Origin of the sequence: Streptococcus oralis subsp. dentisani (genome assembly GCF_007475365.1) — a bacterium.
In the GTDB taxonomy this organism is placed as follows: Bacteria; Bacillota; Bacilli; order Lactobacillales; family Streptococcaceae; genus Streptococcus; species Streptococcus mitis_AX.
The window spans coordinates 122,872-138,067 of the sequence record NZ_CP034442.1 but is presented as its reverse complement, the minus strand read 5'-3'; the positions used below and the strand labels follow the sequence as shown (position 1 = coordinate 138,067).

Here is a 15,196-nt window from a genome sequence, read left to right as displayed (position 1 = left end):
CTTTGTCAACTGATTTACTATTTAAAACCGTGAATTACTCTACTGATTTCAGGGCTTCGAGCATATCCACTTTTCTCAAGTGGTGATTGACAAAGAGACCCAATAAGGCTAAGATTACAGTCACTGCGACGATTGGAAGAGCATAGACTTCCCAGCTGACTCGTGGATAAAAAAGTATGGTAGCAGGTGAAATCATTTGAATCAAAAATTGATGTAAATAGTGGCCGGCTACCAAACCGAGAGAAATTCCCACAAGGGATAGCACCATGGTCTCGCGGTAGATATAGAGAGTCACTTCTTTATTATGGAAACCGAGAACCTTGATAGTCGAAAGTTCACGGATACGTTCTGCCACATTGATATTAGTGAGATTGTAAAGAATGACAATGGCTAGCAAGACGGAAACAAGGACAAGGATTGCCATGGTTTTATTGAGCGAACTAGCCACGGATTCAAAGAGATGGATAGCCGTTGCATTTTGGACGACCCCAGAAACAGCAGCTTTTTCCATGAAGGTAGCCGCTTCTTTCTCCGTATTGGAAGGTGTTGGCTCTTTTAATTTTACTAGATAGGTATTGTCTTGTGGACTAGTGCCATACACTTGTTCGTAAGTCGCTCTGTTGAGATAAACAAAGTGTCCAACATAATTTTCAGAAATAGCCGCGACCTTGATTTCCTTCCCATCAAGCTCCAGCTTGTCTCCAACCGTAACATCTGCTAGTTGAGCTAGTTTTTGACTCAATACCGCTCCATCGGTAACCTGCACTTCTTGCCCCTTTTCCTCTAATACGATAAAGGGCTTGAAGTCTTCTCTACTAGTAACCATCATGGTGATGGTTTGAAGCCCTGCTTTTCCTTTGAAATCTTTTTCAATGGATTTAGAGTAAATCTTTTGATAAGCATGGATAGGCTCCGCTTGCAAGGCACTTTCTAAATCTGCTTTTTCTTGCTCCGTCGCACTGCTCTTTTCCGCTACAATCATCTGGTATTGCTGGATTTGTTCAAATTGGCGCTCGGAAACTCCTCCCACAGATGACTGAATGCCCAGACCTGCAAATAAGAGAGCAACTGAACCTGCAACTCCAAAAATGGTCATCAACATCCGTTGCTTATAACGGAAAATATTTCGCGCAGTAACCTTATGAGTGAAGCTCAAACGACTCCAAATAAAGTTCAGACGTTCCAGTAAAATCTTTGATCCCTTAACGGGAGGTTTGGGAAGCAAGAGTTGGGCTACTTCATCGTGTAGTTCCCTTCGCGCCACCAGATAAGCCGGCAAAACACTAGATACCCAACTCAAGGCTAGGGCAAGGAGACTATAAGACCAATAGAAATACTCGTGACTTTTTCCAACAACCACTCTAGCTGTATAAACATCCGAAATAACACCTGCTAAAAAATAATGTCCTAGTAGCGTTCCTATAATGGTTCCCACAGTTCCTGCAAGAAAACCATAGAGAACAAACTTGGCAACTATATCTTGATTCCGGTAACCTAGGGCCTTAAAAATACCGGCGTTTGTGCGCTCTTCGTCTACAAAGCGAGTCATCGTTGTAAAGGTCACCATTGCAGCGACCATATATAGCACCACGGGGAAAATATTTCCGATAGAACGGATACTTGTTGATACATTGCTGTACATGAGGTAGCCTTGTCCACCTGGTATGGTTTGGCGATTGTATACGTGGTATTTCGGCTCTGTCAGTTCATCAAGCTCTTTCTGACGCTGTTCTAGCTTCTCTTTTTCCTTAGTTAAATCACTCTCTGTCTGAGCCAGTTTTTCTTTTTTAGTCGCCAGTTCTTCCTTTGCTTTTGTCAGCTGTCCCTTGGCTTGACTCTTTTGTGGTTCTGGTAAAGCGGTCGCTTGTTCTTCTTGCGTTTTCAAGTGACTTTCGGTCTGCTCTAACTGACTCTTGCCATTTTCAAGGTTGCTTTCAGCAGTTTGGAGCTGTTCTTTCCCATTTTTCAGACTCTTTTGCCCATTTGTTTTGATACTTGCTAATCTTTTTTGACCATTATCGGCCAGCAATTCTTGCAACTCTTCCTGGTGTTGGGTTCGTTTGGTCTTATAGTCTGATGAAAAAGCATCCAGATTTTTTAAATCATCATAGCGCACACGCGCAATACTATAAACATCTGAATCAAACTGACTTGGTAAAATCACTCCATAGCCAGCCAAGCTTCCATTTCCACTACTAGCGCTTCCTAAATCTTCTTTAGAAAGGATTTCACCCGACTGAACAAATCCAGTAATTGTGAAAGTTTGGGATTTTAGAACGGACTTTTCTTCTTTCTTGGTAAAGGTAATGGTTTCTCCAATATGATAGCGGTCTTTCCAGAAGTCGGCTAGGGCAATTTCCTCATCAGCTTCTGGCAGTCGCCCTTCTGTCACTTGGAATGTTGAAATGCTCTCTGGTTTGGAATAAAGTCGAACCGCTTCTTCACTATTTTCAACGGTTAGGTCTGCCATATAGCCAAACTCAACACTTGCTCCTTGAAGGGTCTTTAGTTCGTCTTGGTCTTCTTTGTCCAAGCCATAATCAGCTATCACGGCCAGATCCAAAGTATTGGCTTTACGGAGATAATCCTCTGCCGTACGTTCCATGTTTGGACTGGCTACTTTAAGACCTACTAGAGCTAGAGAACCCAGCGTCATCAAGGTCAAGATAGAAACAAAGCGTCCCTTTGATGTCGTCACTGACTGAATTAGGTCTTTCCGATATGCTTTTTTCATGCTAATACTCCAATGTATCGATATCCTGCGGATGCTCATTGATCGTCATGCTCTTAACCGTTGCATCGCGCATGTGAATCACCCGATCTGCAATAGGGGCTAGCGCGCCATTGTGGGTCACGATAATCACTGTCGCCCCCTTTTGACGAGACATGTCTTGGAGAATCTTCAAGACTTGCTTCCCCGTCTGGTAATCCAAGGCACCTGTCGGTTCATCGCAGAGGAGAATTTTAGGATTTTTGGCTACAGCGCGTGCAATGGAGACTCGCTGTTGCTCCCCTCCAGAAAGCTGGGCTGGAAAGTTATTCAGGCGATGAGCCAGACCTACGTCTTTGAGCACTTGCTCTGGATCTAGGGCATCAGCTACAATTTCTGAGGCCAACTCTACGTTTTCCTTGGCTGTCAGATTGGAGACCAGATTGTAAAACTGAAAAACAAATCCCACATCTTCACGACGATAGTTTGTTCGTTGGTGAGAACTATAGTTGGCAATATTGGCACCATCAATCCAAATCTCCCCCTCATCATTGGTATCCATACCTCCTAGGAGATTGAGAACGGTTGATTTTCCAGCACCTGAAGCGCCAAGTATGATAACCAGCTCCCCTTTTTCAATTTCAAAATTCACATCACGATTAGCCACAATCTCCGTATCCCCAACCTGGTAACGCTTGTAGCTGTGTTTCATTTCAATATAAGCCATCGTCCTTCTCTCTTTCTTACAATTAAGTCACTCTTTACTATCATTATAACGCTTTTTCAACTAGTTGGAAACTGGAAGCAAAAACAAAAAAGCCTAGTAATCTAGGCTTTCTGTTTATAGATTATTTTCCAAGGTAGTATTCAGAAACTACGTTCAATTTTTCGTCGAATTCGAATACCAATGGTGGGAAGTTAGGGATTTCCACGTCCATGATTTCGTCGTCTGACAAGCGTTTGATGTGTTTTACAAGGGCACGAATTGAGTTACCGTGAGCTCCTACGAATACGTTTTTACCATCTTTAAGTGCTGGAGCGATTTTGTCTTCCCAGAATGGAAGGGCACGTTCCAAAGTTACTTTCAAGTTTTCAGCATCTGGGATAACTGAGTCGTCAAGTGAAGCGTAACGACGGTCAGTGTGAGCTGAGTGCTCATCATCACGGTCCATGTTTGGAGGCAATACATCGTATGAACGACGCCAGATGTGAACTTGCTCATCACCAAATTGTTCAGCAGCTTCAGCCTTGTTTTTACCAGTCAAACCACCGTAGTGACGTTCGTTCAAGCGCCATGATTTTTCAACTGGAACCCACAATTGGTCAGCAGCTTCAAGAGCCAAGTTTGTTGTTTTGATCGCACGTTTCAATACTGAAGTGTAAGCTTGGTCAAATTCGATACCAGCTTCTTTGATCAATTTACCAGCGTCAATCGCTTGTTGTGTTCCTTTTTCAGACAAATCAACATCAGCCCAACCAGTGAAAAGGTTAGCTTTGTTCCATTCAGACTCACCGTGGCGAGCAAAAACCAATTTTACCATTAGATGGATTCTCCTTTTATTTTTCGAGGTTGTCCTCGTTTATCTATTCCATTTTACACAATTTTTCACAAAAAAGCTAGTGAAAATCAACGAAAAAGAGAAGAGCTTCTCAGCCTTCTCTTTATTATATTATCATAATTGTTCTCAACAGAAAATGAAGCAGTCTCTCCTAAATAATTAAAAAACTACTACTCTTCAATTACAAATTTTTTCAATGTTCCAAAGTAGAGTGAACCACCAATAATGGTTAGAATTCCACCTACCCATCCCAAAAGTGGAATCAAACCGACCGCACCACCTACAATGAGCAAAACAGAAGGTGCATTCGTAACACGTTCATCATCTTTATAATAAACAATAGCAACAATTCCCAATACCAAAACAGCAATTTTAACCAATAACAAAATAATTGAAATCCCTGTCAATGTTCCAAGTGTTACATCTGCGTCTTCAGTCGCTGCAGCAGCTCCAACAGCCATCATAAACATGATGACTGGCGCTAAAAGCAATACAATTCCTGAAATAAGACCAAAAATAGCGTTAACACGAGCAAGTGTATTTGTTTTCATAATAATCTCCTTAAAATTTTTATAGGTATTATTCTATCATAATTTCTCTAAAAATTAAACAGTCTTATAATATTTTATAATAAATATTGATTTTCAAAAAATAATTTTAAGTTCTATAGTCTCTTTATAATTAGTAGAAATATAAAATTATGAGAAAACTGAATAGTTGATTATATTAATTATCTACACGGACAGGCTAAAAAGAACTTCATTTTAGGAAATGGACTAGTAAATTTTCCCATAATAAAACGCATAATATCAAAGCACTTGAACTCTTGATATTATGCGTTTTTATGATTTTAGTGACCTTTCTCAGTCTCTTTCTGATTATTTCGCTTCAAATCCTTCTGCGACTGCGTCCGCAAAGTTTTCTTCTACGATGCTTGCACAGTGGTCACAGATAACTGCATGATAACTACGGTCTGCAGTAGTTGGATCGATACGACGGCAACGGTCACATACTTCACCTGCAGCGCGTTCAACTGTGAAGGCTACGTCTTCAAAGCTAACTGCGCCTTCTGGAGCTGGTCCTTCTGCAATAGTCAAGTCTGACACGATCAAAAGTTGAGCTACATTGCTGTTTACTGCTTCAAGCAAAGTTTTCACAACTTCATTAGGATAAACCGTTAAGTGAGCTTCGAGTGATTTACCGATTACTTTTGCATTACGAGCTTCTTCCAAGGCTTTTTGAGCTTGTCCACGGAAGTCCATGAAGGCTGCCCATGTATCCAAGATTTCTTCTTGGTTGGCAAAGGTTTGAGCTTCTGGCAATTCTGACAATTGAACGAATTCTTCAGCTTCAAACTCAAGATATGACCAGATTTCTTCCGCAGTGTGAGGCAGAATTGGTGTCAAGAGTTTAGTGATTTTCACAAGAATGTCATAGAAGACAGTCTGCATTTGACGACGTTCGAGTGATTTGGAACCTTCGATGTAAACAACGTCTTTAGCAAAGTCAAGGTAGAAGGCTGACAAGTCAACGTTGATAAAGTTTACCAAGGCCTTATAGATTATCAAGAATTCAAAGTTGGCATAAGCATCACGAATCGTTTTCACAAGTTGGTTAAAGCGGATGGTCATATACTTATCAACTGAACGAAGATCATCGTAGGCTACTGCGTCTTGAGCTGGGTTAAAGTCAGATGTATTAGCAATCAAGAAACGAAGAGTGTTACGGATCTTACGGTAAGTTTCAGAGACTTGGCTCAAGATATCCATAGAGATACGCACGTCGTTACTTGAGTCAACACTTGTTACCCAAAGACGCAAAATTTCCGCACCAAATTGTTTTTCAACATCGCTTGGAGCAATCGTATTTCCAAGGGATTTAGACATCTTTTCACCCTTACCATCAAGGGCAAAACCTTGTGACAAGATTTGTTTGTAAGGAGCAACGCCATGGTTAGCAACGGATGTGATGAGAGAAGAGTTGAACCAACCACGGTATTGGTCAGAACCTTCTAGGTAAAGATCTGCTGGGTAAGTCAACTCTGGACGGTTTACCACAACTCCATTCCATGATGAACCTGAGTCAAACCAAACGTCCATGATGTCTGTTTCTTTTTTGAACTCGCCATTTGGTGAACCGGGATGCGTAAATCCTTCTGGCAAGAGATCCTTTGAATCACGTTCCCACCAGATGATAGATCCGTGTTCCTCAAAGAGTTGAGCCACGTGCTCAATCGTTTCAGCAGTCATGATTGGCGTTCCGTCTTCAGCATAGAAGATAGGAAGTGGAACTCCCCAAGCACGTTGACGAGAGATAACCCAGTCGCCACGGTCGCGAATCATGTTGTAAAGACGCACTTTCCCCCATTCTGAGTGGAACTTCACTTTTTCAATTTCATCCAAGATTTCTTGGCGGAATTTAGATACAGAGGCAAACCATTGTGGCACTGCACGCCAGATGATTGGTTTTTTCGTACGCCAGTCAAATGGATAGGAGTGAGAGATTTCTTCTTGCGCAAGGAGAAGATTACCAAGTTTTTCGATAACAGTTGGTACAACCTTGTCATAGAATTGACCTTCAAAGTCAGAGCCAGCATTGGCCATCATAATACCGCGTTCGTTAACTGTTACAGCAACTTCAAGACCGTTAGCAACACCGACATTGTAGTCGTCCTCACCAAAACCAGGGGCTGTATGGACGATACCTGTACCAGAGTCAGTTGTAACGTGGTCACCAAGAATCACCAACTCATCTACAGCCGTATCCCAAGGGTGAGCTGTTACGATATGGTTCAATTCTTGACCACGGTAGGTTGCCAAGACCTGAACATCAGCCCAGCCAAATTTTTCAGACAAACTAGTCAACAATTCTGAAGAAACCACAAACTTACGAGATTCACCAGCTGGTTGTACGACTACGTAATCGATATCCGCACCAACAGTCAACCCACGAGATGCTGTAATGGTAAATGGAGTAGTTGTCCAAACAACGATGTAAGTATCAGTATCTAGGACACCTTTTCCGTCTTTGATACGGTTAGCATAGTAAAGGGAAGTTGAAAGCAAGTCATGATATTCAATTTCTGCTTCTGCAAGAGCTGATTCAGATGACCATGACCAGTAAACTGGCTTGGCACCACGGTAGATATAGCCTTTTTTAGCCATTTCACCAAAGACACGGATTTGAGCCGCTTCATAGTCTGGAGTCAAAGTCACATAAGGATTTTCCCAGTCACCAGAAACACCCAAACGTTTAAAGTCTTCACGTTGTTTATCAACTTGAGAAAGAGCGTACTCGCGGCAAAGTTTCAAGTACTCAACCAAGTCCATTTCTTTGCGTTTGACACCTTGTTTTGCCAAAACTTGCTCGATTGGCAGACCATGTGTATCCCAACCTGGGATGTAAGGGGCGTAAAATCCTGACATAGACTTAGAACGAACAATAATATCTTTAGAAATCTTGTTCATGGCGTGCCCAACGTGGATATTTCCGTTGGCATAGGGAGGGCCATCATGCAAGGTGAAATGCGGTTTTCCTTGGTTCAATTCTTGACGACGTTGGTAAAGTTTCGCTTCGTCCCACTCTTTTTGCCATAGTGGTTCTTTAGTAGGAAGTCCAGCACGCATTGGAAATTCAGTTTTTCCAAGATTTAGGGTATCTTTGAGTTTCATTATATCTCCTTTATTATATAGACAAATTAAAAACCACGAATCGCTAAAAAGGACGAAAATCGTGGTACCACCTTTGTTCGGAAAAAGACTTTGTCTTTTCCCCTCTTGTCCCGTAACGTGGGCAACGTCCAATCTTACTCTTTTCAGACTGGATTGCTTGAGAGGATAATCTGACCACTAGGGATTGCAGGACTCACACCATCTCCTACTCGCTGAAAATATAGTTAGTCAGATATTGTTCTCACATTTATTTCTTATAATATTGTAACGGATTCTTGTTGTGCTTCATGTCTAGTAGTTGAAGAAGCAGTTCCAGTTGCTGATGGCGATACTGAGAAATACTCTGTCACGATTTCTGAATCCTCATGTTGTGGTTCAACTGAATGAGACTGTATCTCTTCTACAACCGTATTGATGTCTAACACATGACTTTCCGCTTGACTGTTAGCCTGCTGAGCTTCAAACTCAGCTAATTCTTTGTTACCTGCTTCGATGCGGGCTTGTAACTCAGCCATTTCTTCAGGTGAAAATTGGCGAGTCACATCAATCGGCTCTTCTTCTGGTTGCGAAGGAACAGCTTCTCCCAAGACCTCACCTACGACTTCCTTGAAGGCTTCATCACTTGTTTGGAGATAAGTCGCAGTCGGACGAAGAATATCTTCCCAATCTGAAGATTCGACAATTGCCAACTGGCTCTCAATCGTAGATTTGAGACGTTGATGAAATACACGGCTTTTGTTTTTCAATTCCTCTGTCTCAACAGCTACTTTCTTAGCATTATCTGTTGCCTGACGTAGGATTTCATTAGCCTTGTATTTTGCCTCTTCAAGGAGGCGCTGGGCATCTTGCTCAGCCTGTTGAATAATATTGTTTGAGCGCTCTTGAGCAGCTTGCTTTACACGTTCAGCCGTATCTTGAGCAATCAAAACAGACTGGCTCAACGAATCCTTCATCTCATCAAAGTAAGATAAGCGCTCTTCTAAACTTCTAATGTGTCTTTCCATTTCGTGATTATTGCGAACTAAGTCCTCGTAATCACGAACAACAATATCAAGAAATTCATCTACTTCTTCTGGATCAAACCCTCTGAATTTCGTAGAAAAGGTTTTATCTTTAATTTCTAATGATGTAATTGGCATACTTTTCCTCACTTACTTAATAATAATTGGATAGTCAGTTTTATCTTATCCCTTTTAGTTTGCCCATTTTCTTTGACAATCTTCAGACGACCAAACTTTCTCACACTAATCAAATCCCCTACAGCTACTAGATAATCTAATTTTTCAATGGGGTGGTAGTTTACCTGAACAGATTTTTTCTCTATCAGTTGACCAGCCTGCTTTCTGGATAATTTCAAGGCACTTGATAAGAGGGCATCCAAACGAAAACTGGAAATCAAAATCTCTTGTTCTTGATAATTGATCTCAGATATGATTTTATCGGTGAAAGGACATTCCTCCAGCGACACAGGTAGCCTAGCAATCTTTTGTATCCCATCCTGAAACAGAGGGATAAAATCACGATTGACAAAAATCTGTGCTCTCTTTTCATCTACCAAGATATCACCAAAGAGCTTACGATCAATTCCTAGTTGATTGATGATTGTCCCCAAAATCTTTGCATGTGTTAGCTGTTCAAATCTACTTGGATAACGGATCTCTAACAATGCCATTTCAAAATCTGACAGTGTCGGACTGAAATAGTCCGGATACAGAAGGACACGGACAAATTCCGTATGGATATATTCTCCGCTACTCACACAGCCCAGTCCATAGGTCCCAGCCAAAACCCTCAGTATATGTTCCTGATGCGGATTGACAAAAGCAGTGAGGACAGGAGTATAAGTATCTTCCGCCCGCTTGATCCACTCTAATCCCTTATCAATAAAGGGAGCATCATCAAGGGAAAAGTGCTGGTAAATCGCTTTATTTGTCATCATAGTATCAACAAGAAACGAATCAAGCTGTCACCCAAAAAACGGACGATTAAGATTGCCAGCCAAATGGATAAATCCAAACCTCCAAATTGTAAAGGTAAACGGCGAAGTGGATCAACAATCGGTCTAATCAGCTTTTCCAGTAAACGTTCTAGTGAACTACCGTAAGAATTTGGAAACCAAGAGAGGAGTGCATAGATTAACAAAAGCAGGGAATAAATATTCACTGCATTTTGGATTAGACGAATCAGAAAAATCATTATTTCGCTCTACTTCGTTTAATATCAAAACCAAATTCTGCACTTTGAGAATCATCAGGCAACTTGATATCTTCAATATTCACAACCACATTGACTGGTGTCAACAAATACATTGTACTCGCAACTTTTTTCAGATTACCTGCCAAAACATGACGGGCACCGTCCAGATAGTCTAGACAACGACGAGCCTGAACCTCTGTCATGTACTGGAAGTCAATCAAGATACTTTCATTTCCAGCCAATAAACCCACAATCTCTGTTGCATCCTCATATTTTCTAGGATAACGAACATCAATCGTCACTTTTTCATCTGTACGATGGCTTTGCATAGCCAATTCTTGTTGGCGAGCATGTAGGCGAGTGATGTTGGCATCTTTTGAAGTGGTTGATTGAAACTGCGCTGGCAGTTCTTTAGAAGCTGAACTCGATGAAGCAATCATCTGCTCATCCTGAGGTTGATAAGTCGCAGTTGTTTCTTCCCCATCTTCTGTAAAATAATCTATAAATTTATCAAATCTATCTTTTAAAGACATAGATCTCTCCTATTTAAAAAATGCTGTGCCAATTCGAACAAAGGTCGAACCAAATTGAATCGCTTCCTTATAGTCACGACTCATGCCCATGCTCAACTCTGTCATCGGCATATTAGGAATTTGTTTTTCCCTAATTTCTGCTTGCAGTTCCTGAGTTTTCTTGAAAATTTGTTTCAATTCATCAGAATCTGCCTCAAAAGGAGCCATGGTCATCAAACCAACATACTCAATCTGATCTAGCTGAGCCAAGTCTGGCAAAAGTTCTAGTAATTCTTCTTTTGAAAAACCGTGCTTGCTTTCTTCTCCTGAAATATTGACCTGTAGGAAACACTTGATAACATGATCTGTTCTTTTTTGAATCTCCTGCGCCAATTTTAAGGAATCTAAAGCATGAAAGTAATCCACAAAAGGGATTACTTCTTTGACCTTCCGTCTTTGTAGCGTTCCAATCAAATGCCAAGTGACAGGGAATTCTTTTAACGCCTGATATTTTTCTAAAAATTTATCAACACGATTTTCACCAATATGATGAACACCCAGGGGAAGCAGGGCTTCCGCTGTTTTTACGTCCACATATTTCGTCACTGCAATAATGGAAACAGAAGCTGGATCACGATTGGCTTCTCGGCTAGCTTCAGCGACCTGCTGAAAAACGAACTCTGTATTTTTTTTCAAATCCATTGATTAACGATTCTTGAAGAATGGAGGTGTGTCCAACTCATCTTCGTCCTGATAAGTCGGTGCTTCGAAACGTTCTACAGGTGATACGACTGAATCAGTTTGACGAACGATTGATTCACGACGCAAGTCCCAATCACCAAAAGCAGAAGATTGACTTGTTTCAAAGCGTCGTTGGCTTTGTTTTGGTAATTCTGCTGTATCTTCTAGGTCAAAATGACGATCAAAATTTTGAGAGTGTGGTGGTCTTGAGGCTTCACGACGAGCCGCTTGTTTTACTGGAGAACCAACAACTTTTTCTACACGTTCTTGACGAACACCAGTCGCTACAACTGTTACACGAATTTCATCTTTCATGCTTTCGTCAATAGAGGTTCCAAGCCAGATATTCACTCCTTGACCTGCTGCTTGGTTGACGATTTCAGAAGCTTCTTCTGCTTCAATCAAGGTCAAATCAAGACCACCAGTAACGTTGACAATGACATCTTCAGCACCGTCAATGGTAGTTTCAAGAAGTGGTGAGTAAATCGCTTTACGAGCCGCTTCAACGACACGCTCTTCTCCACTGCCAATACCGATACCCATGAGGGCATTCCCTTTGTTTGCCATAACCGTTTTCACGTCAGCAAAGTCAAGGTTGATCAATCCAGGGTTGGTAATTAAGTCTGTAATCCCTTGAACACCTTGGCGAAGGACGTTATCTGCTTCGCTAAGTGCTTCAAGAAGCGGTGTCTTCTTATCAACAATTTCAAGTAAGTTGTTGTTTGAAATAATCAACAAAGTATCAACATGTTCGCGAAGTTCGTTGATTCCTTCTACAGCGTACTGACCACGTTTGCTTCCTTCAAATCCAAAAGGACGTGTCACAACACCTACTGTAAGGGCACCTAAATCTTTAGCAATACGTGCAATAACAGGGGCAGCTCCTGTACCAGATCCACCACCCATACCAGCAGTGATAAAGACCATGTCTGCCCCACTAATTGCTGCTGTCAATGCTTCTTCGCTTTCTTCAGCAGCCTTACGACCAACCTCAGGTCGACCTCCAGCACCCAAACCACGAGTCAACTTTGGTCCGAGTTGGATAACTGTTTCAGCTTTTGTACTGCTTAAGGCTTGTACGTCTGTGTTCGCCGCAATGAATTCTACGCCTGAAACACCTTCGTCGATCATGCGGTTAATAGCATTACCACCGCCTCCACCGACACCAATTACTTTAATAACTGCACCTTGAGCAGCTGCTGTATCAAATGAAAATGTCATAATTTCTTTTCCTCTTTTATTCATCAAACATGCTTCCGATCAAGCTACGGAAACGGTCTGTTAATTTCGGTTTATCTTGAGAACTTGCTTGGAATTCGTCTCTTGGAGCAAGGCCACTGTCAGGTGTGATTTCAGTTGCTGCAGTAGCTGGTTGCACTGGAGTTGTTTGTATAATCGGTGTAACACTTTGATTTGAAACACCAAAATTAATTGGTTTTTGACGAAGGAATTCATCTCCTCTGACTGCCTTTTGAGCCAGAAGATTCACTTCTGTCAATTTACCTGCAAACTCAGACAAGCTGATTACATGGGCAAAAGCAGGGTTGCGAATTCCCACTTGATTTGGCACATAGAGTTTCACTCGAACACCAAACACTTCTTGCGCCAATTCGACAACTCCTGGCAAAATCGCATTCCCGCCGATCAGAACGATACCACCTGGTAAATCCAACAAGTGTCTTCTGTCTAACTCCTGTTTAATTTGATCAAAAATATGTTTGATACGTGCTGAGATAATTTCTGCTAAGTAACTTTCTGTCACTTCAACGGGCTCTACTTCACCAATGACTTCAACTTGGAAAGTCTCGTTACTTGCTAGTGGAACATAAGCTTCACCATAGTTTAGTTTCAAACTTTCTGCGATTTTTTGGGAAGTTTTTAAGACCTTGGAAATGTCTTTAGTGACATATTCTCCACCTTCTTGGTAGATATTTGTAAATTGCAATTCTTGATTGCGAATGGTTGCAACTGTAGTCTGTCCACCACCCATATCAATCACTGTCGCGCCAAACTCACGTTCTCCCTCATTAAGAACTGAATTTACAATCGCTAATGGTGAGATGATGACGTTGTCAACATGAATTCCCACACGCTCCACGGTTTTACGAAGGTTATGAAGAATGGTACGAGGTCCTGTGTAAAGTAAGCCACGCATTTCCAAACGCACCCCCATCATGCCACGAGGGTCACGAATACCTTGGAAACCATCTACGATAAATTCTTCTGGAATGAAAGTAATCACTTCACGATCAGGCGTCATGCTCTTTGTCAAAGCTGATTTGACAACATTCTCTACGTCTTGATCTGTAATTTCTTTTGTATCTGATGTTACAGGAATCATTCCTTGAGTTGGTTCAACCTGCAAGAGATTTGCTGGTAAACCAACATTAACAGACTTGATTGAAATTCCTGCCTTCTCTTCTGCCTGGGAAATTGCGGATTTAATTGCTGAAGCAGCAGCCTCAATATCAACGATAATCCCGTCTTTGACACCTTTACTCTTGGCATTGCTAACGCCAATTACATTTACTTCACCATCTCTATGTTCGGCAACCAGCACTTTGATGGAGCTAGTTCCGATATCTAAGCCTGTAAAAAAACCATCTCTAGTCATTACATTGCGTCCTCTCTGTCTTCCAAGTTTCTCACTTCTATTTTTAATAACTGTGACGAGACACAGCTATTCACAAAATATTATAACACAAAAAATCCAATCGTGCTTAGTTTTTCATAAATTTCCTTACCATTTTTTCACTTTCTCTTCCTATACTTTTCTTTTTTCCAAGCAAGTTATAAAAAATCGAATTCATGAAAAAAGAAAGCTTAAAATCAAGCTTCATAACGTAGACAAATCCTATCCAGTAATTAATAAATTTCTCTTTTGAAGATTGATTACCATATAGCAGAAACTCTTAGGAATACTGATCTAATGCTGTTTTTAAGAGTTTTTTTACTTTCTCTAGTAAAAGAAAAAGATTGAAGAAAATTGTCCAAAATGGACTTTTTCTTCAATCTGAGCTTAAAATTAAACTTTCTTTACGAGAAATTTTTCTTCCTCTTGCTCCAAAAAAGCTTCTAAAATTTTCCTTGTCAAACTGATAGCAACTGACAAAGTAAAAGATACAATCAAGTAGTTGGCTACTAACCCATGATCTCCGACTAATGGTGGTTTTGTTAGGAAACCATAATCTCCGCCTGTCACCAAATTGACCACAAAAATCAAGGCATTTAGCGCAAAGGTCATGAGAAAAATCCGCTTCACATCCAGCAATCGTCCATCATACTGTCTTAATAGATAAATCAGGGAGTTTCCCAAGAGAGCTAAATGCCCAAAGATAAAGGACAAGATAGCAATATGTGGGAAAGGATAGGCATCTGGCACAGGATAAACAAAAGCTGCTAATGTACCAAATGTCCCCAACAATGCAAAGTACTGCTTATATTTGGACTGACCTGGAAGTAAAAGCACCACAAACATAGCCATACGGCAATGATAAAATGGTAAGCTTTCTGACAGTGGCATATGATTAACCCAATACCAACCATAAAGAAGGATTAACTGGACAGCTTGCAAAATTTGGAAAAATCGTTGACAAGCCTTCTTTTCACGGTAACGATAAGCTGTAAAAAAGGTTACGGCTAAGAGCGTAAATAGGCTGATATACCAAAAAAGGTCAAATTTAGGTGGTTCTGTTGCTTGGGGCGTAAAGAAAATATTCCATAAATTCATCTAGTTTTCCTCATTAGTTCAAAATTTTCTTGCATATTATTATACCATGCTACTTGACAAAAATGAATTTAGAAATA

The 15,196-nt window shown here is 40.9% G+C and carries 13 protein-coding genes and 1 other annotated feature; all 13 genes read right to left on the bottom strand.

From position 1 onward, the window contains the following. Positions 1-34: 34 nt before the first annotated feature. The 13 genes from EJF26_RS00725 to EJF26_RS00665 all read right to left on the bottom strand — a co-directional run bounded on the left by EJF26_RS00725 (position 35) and on the right by EJF26_RS00665 (position 15,119). Positions 35-2,734: an FtsX-like permease family protein gene (locus tag EJF26_RS00725; RefSeq protein ID WP_000710472.1), complete on the bottom strand. Its 2,700-nt coding sequence runs from the start codon at positions 2,732-2,734 to the stop codon at positions 35-37. Between the two features lies 1 nt (position 2,735). Continuing rightward, positions 2,736-3,437, bottom strand: a complete 702-nt coding sequence (locus EJF26_RS00720; RefSeq protein WP_000323384.1) for an ABC transporter ATP-binding protein — start codon at positions 3,435-3,437, stop codon at positions 2,736-2,738. Between the two features lie 121 nt (positions 3,438-3,558). Continuing rightward, complete coding sequence (locus tag EJF26_RS00715) at positions 3,559-4,251, bottom strand: phosphoglycerate mutase (protein WP_000240126.1); 693 nt, start codon at positions 4,249-4,251, stop codon at positions 3,559-3,561. A 188-nt stretch (positions 4,252-4,439) separates the two neighbouring features. Further along, complete coding sequence (locus EJF26_RS00710) at positions 4,440-4,820, bottom strand: hypothetical protein (protein WP_000856380.1); 381 nt, start codon at positions 4,818-4,820, stop codon at positions 4,440-4,442. A 327-nt stretch (positions 4,821-5,147) separates the two neighbouring features. Further along, on the bottom strand, positions 5,148-7,940 hold the full coding sequence (gene ileS, locus EJF26_RS00705; RefSeq protein ID WP_000768065.1) for an isoleucine--tRNA ligase: 2,793 nt from the start codon (positions 7,938-7,940) through the stop codon (positions 5,148-5,150). A 45-nt stretch (positions 7,941-7,985) separates the two neighbouring features. Further along, positions 7,986-8,192, bottom strand: a binding site (T-box leader). 2 nt (positions 8,193-8,194) lie between these two features. Beyond that, positions 8,195-9,079 (bottom strand): DivIVA domain-containing protein, encoded by an 885-nt coding sequence (locus EJF26_RS00700; protein WP_001123198.1) that lies wholly within the window; start codon positions 9,077-9,079, stop codon positions 8,195-8,197. An 8-nt stretch (positions 9,080-9,087) separates the two neighbouring features. After that, positions 9,088-9,879 carry a YlmH family RNA-binding protein gene (locus EJF26_RS00695; RefSeq protein WP_000988886.1) on the bottom strand — a complete coding sequence of 264 codons (792 nt, stop codon included), beginning with the start codon at positions 9,877-9,879 and terminating at the stop codon, positions 9,088-9,090. Beyond that, positions 9,876-10,136: a YggT family protein gene (locus EJF26_RS00690; protein ID WP_000576497.1), complete on the bottom strand. Its 261-nt coding sequence runs from the start codon at positions 10,134-10,136 to the stop codon at positions 9,876-9,878. The genes EJF26_RS00695 and EJF26_RS00690 overlap by 4 nt, the downstream gene beginning before the upstream one ends. Beyond that, complete coding sequence (locus EJF26_RS00685) at positions 10,136-10,669, bottom strand: cell division protein SepF (protein WP_000053362.1); 534 nt, start codon at positions 10,667-10,669, stop codon at positions 10,136-10,138. The genes EJF26_RS00690 and EJF26_RS00685 overlap by 1 nt, the downstream gene beginning before the upstream one ends. Positions 10,670-10,678: 9 nt before the next feature. Further along, positions 10,679-11,350 (bottom strand): YggS family pyridoxal phosphate-dependent enzyme, encoded by a 672-nt coding sequence (locus EJF26_RS00680; RefSeq protein WP_000364412.1) that lies wholly within the window; start codon positions 11,348-11,350, stop codon positions 10,679-10,681. A 3-nt stretch (positions 11,351-11,353) separates the two neighbouring features. After that, a complete protein-coding gene (gene ftsZ, locus EJF26_RS00675) occupies positions 11,354-12,610 on the bottom strand; it encodes a cell division protein FtsZ (protein ID WP_004246752.1) in 1,257 nt (418 codons plus the stop codon). A gap of 16 nt (positions 12,611-12,626) precedes the next feature. Continuing rightward, entirely contained in the window at positions 12,627-14,003 is a 1,377-nt protein-coding gene (gene ftsA, locus EJF26_RS00670; protein ID WP_000196336.1) for a cell division protein FtsA, read from the bottom strand. Positions 14,004-14,414: 411 nt separating this feature from the next. Beyond that, positions 14,415-15,119: a YwaF family protein gene (locus EJF26_RS00665; RefSeq protein WP_001055282.1), complete on the bottom strand. Its 705-nt coding sequence runs from the start codon at positions 15,117-15,119 to the stop codon at positions 14,415-14,417. Positions 15,120-15,196 lie beyond the last annotated feature (77 nt).

What these genes read in the sequence shown, in the direction of transcription:
- EJF26_RS00725 (WP_000710472.1), bottom strand. Translation starts at nt 2,734, where the DNA reads ATGAAAAAAGCATATCGGAAAGACCTAATTCAGTCAGTGACGACATCA.
- EJF26_RS00720 (WP_000323384.1), bottom strand. Translation starts at nt 3,437, where the DNA reads ATGGCTTATATTGAAATGAAACACAGCTACAAGCGTTACCAGGTTGGG.
- EJF26_RS00715 (WP_000240126.1), bottom strand. Translation starts at nt 4,251, where the DNA reads ATGGTAAAATTGGTTTTTGCTCGCCACGGTGAGTCTGAATGGAACAAA.
- EJF26_RS00710 (WP_000856380.1), bottom strand. Translation starts at nt 4,820, where the DNA reads ATGAAAACAAATACACTTGCTCGTGTTAACGCTATTTTTGGTCTTATT.
- ileS (WP_000768065.1), bottom strand. Translation starts at nt 7,940, where the DNA reads ATGAAACTCAAAGATACCCTAAATCTTGGAAAAACTGAATTTCCAATG.
- EJF26_RS00700 (WP_001123198.1), bottom strand. Translation starts at nt 9,079, where the DNA reads ATGCCAATTACATCATTAGAAATTAAAGATAAAACCTTTTCTACGAAA.
- EJF26_RS00695 (WP_000988886.1), bottom strand. Translation starts at nt 9,879, where the DNA reads ATGATGACAAATAAAGCGATTTACCAGCACTTTTCCCTTGATGATGCT.
- EJF26_RS00690 (WP_000576497.1), bottom strand. Translation starts at nt 10,136, where the DNA reads ATGATTTTTCTGATTCGTCTAATCCAAAATGCAGTGAATATTTATTCC.
- EJF26_RS00685 (WP_000053362.1), bottom strand. Translation starts at nt 10,669, where the DNA reads ATGTCTTTAAAAGATAGATTTGATAAATTTATAGATTATTTTACAGAA.
- EJF26_RS00680 (WP_000364412.1), bottom strand. Translation starts at nt 11,350, where the DNA reads ATGGATTTGAAAAAAAATACAGAGTTCGTTTTTCAGCAGGTCGCTGAA.
- ftsZ (WP_004246752.1), bottom strand. Translation starts at nt 12,610, where the DNA reads ATGACATTTTCATTTGATACAGCAGCTGCTCAAGGTGCAGTTATTAAA.
- ftsA (WP_000196336.1), bottom strand. Translation starts at nt 14,003, where the DNA reads ATGACTAGAGATGGTTTTTTTACAGGCTTAGATATCGGAACTAGCTCC.
- EJF26_RS00665 (WP_001055282.1), bottom strand. Translation starts at nt 15,119, where the DNA reads ATGAATTTATGGAATATTTTCTTTACGCCCCAAGCAACAGAACCACCT.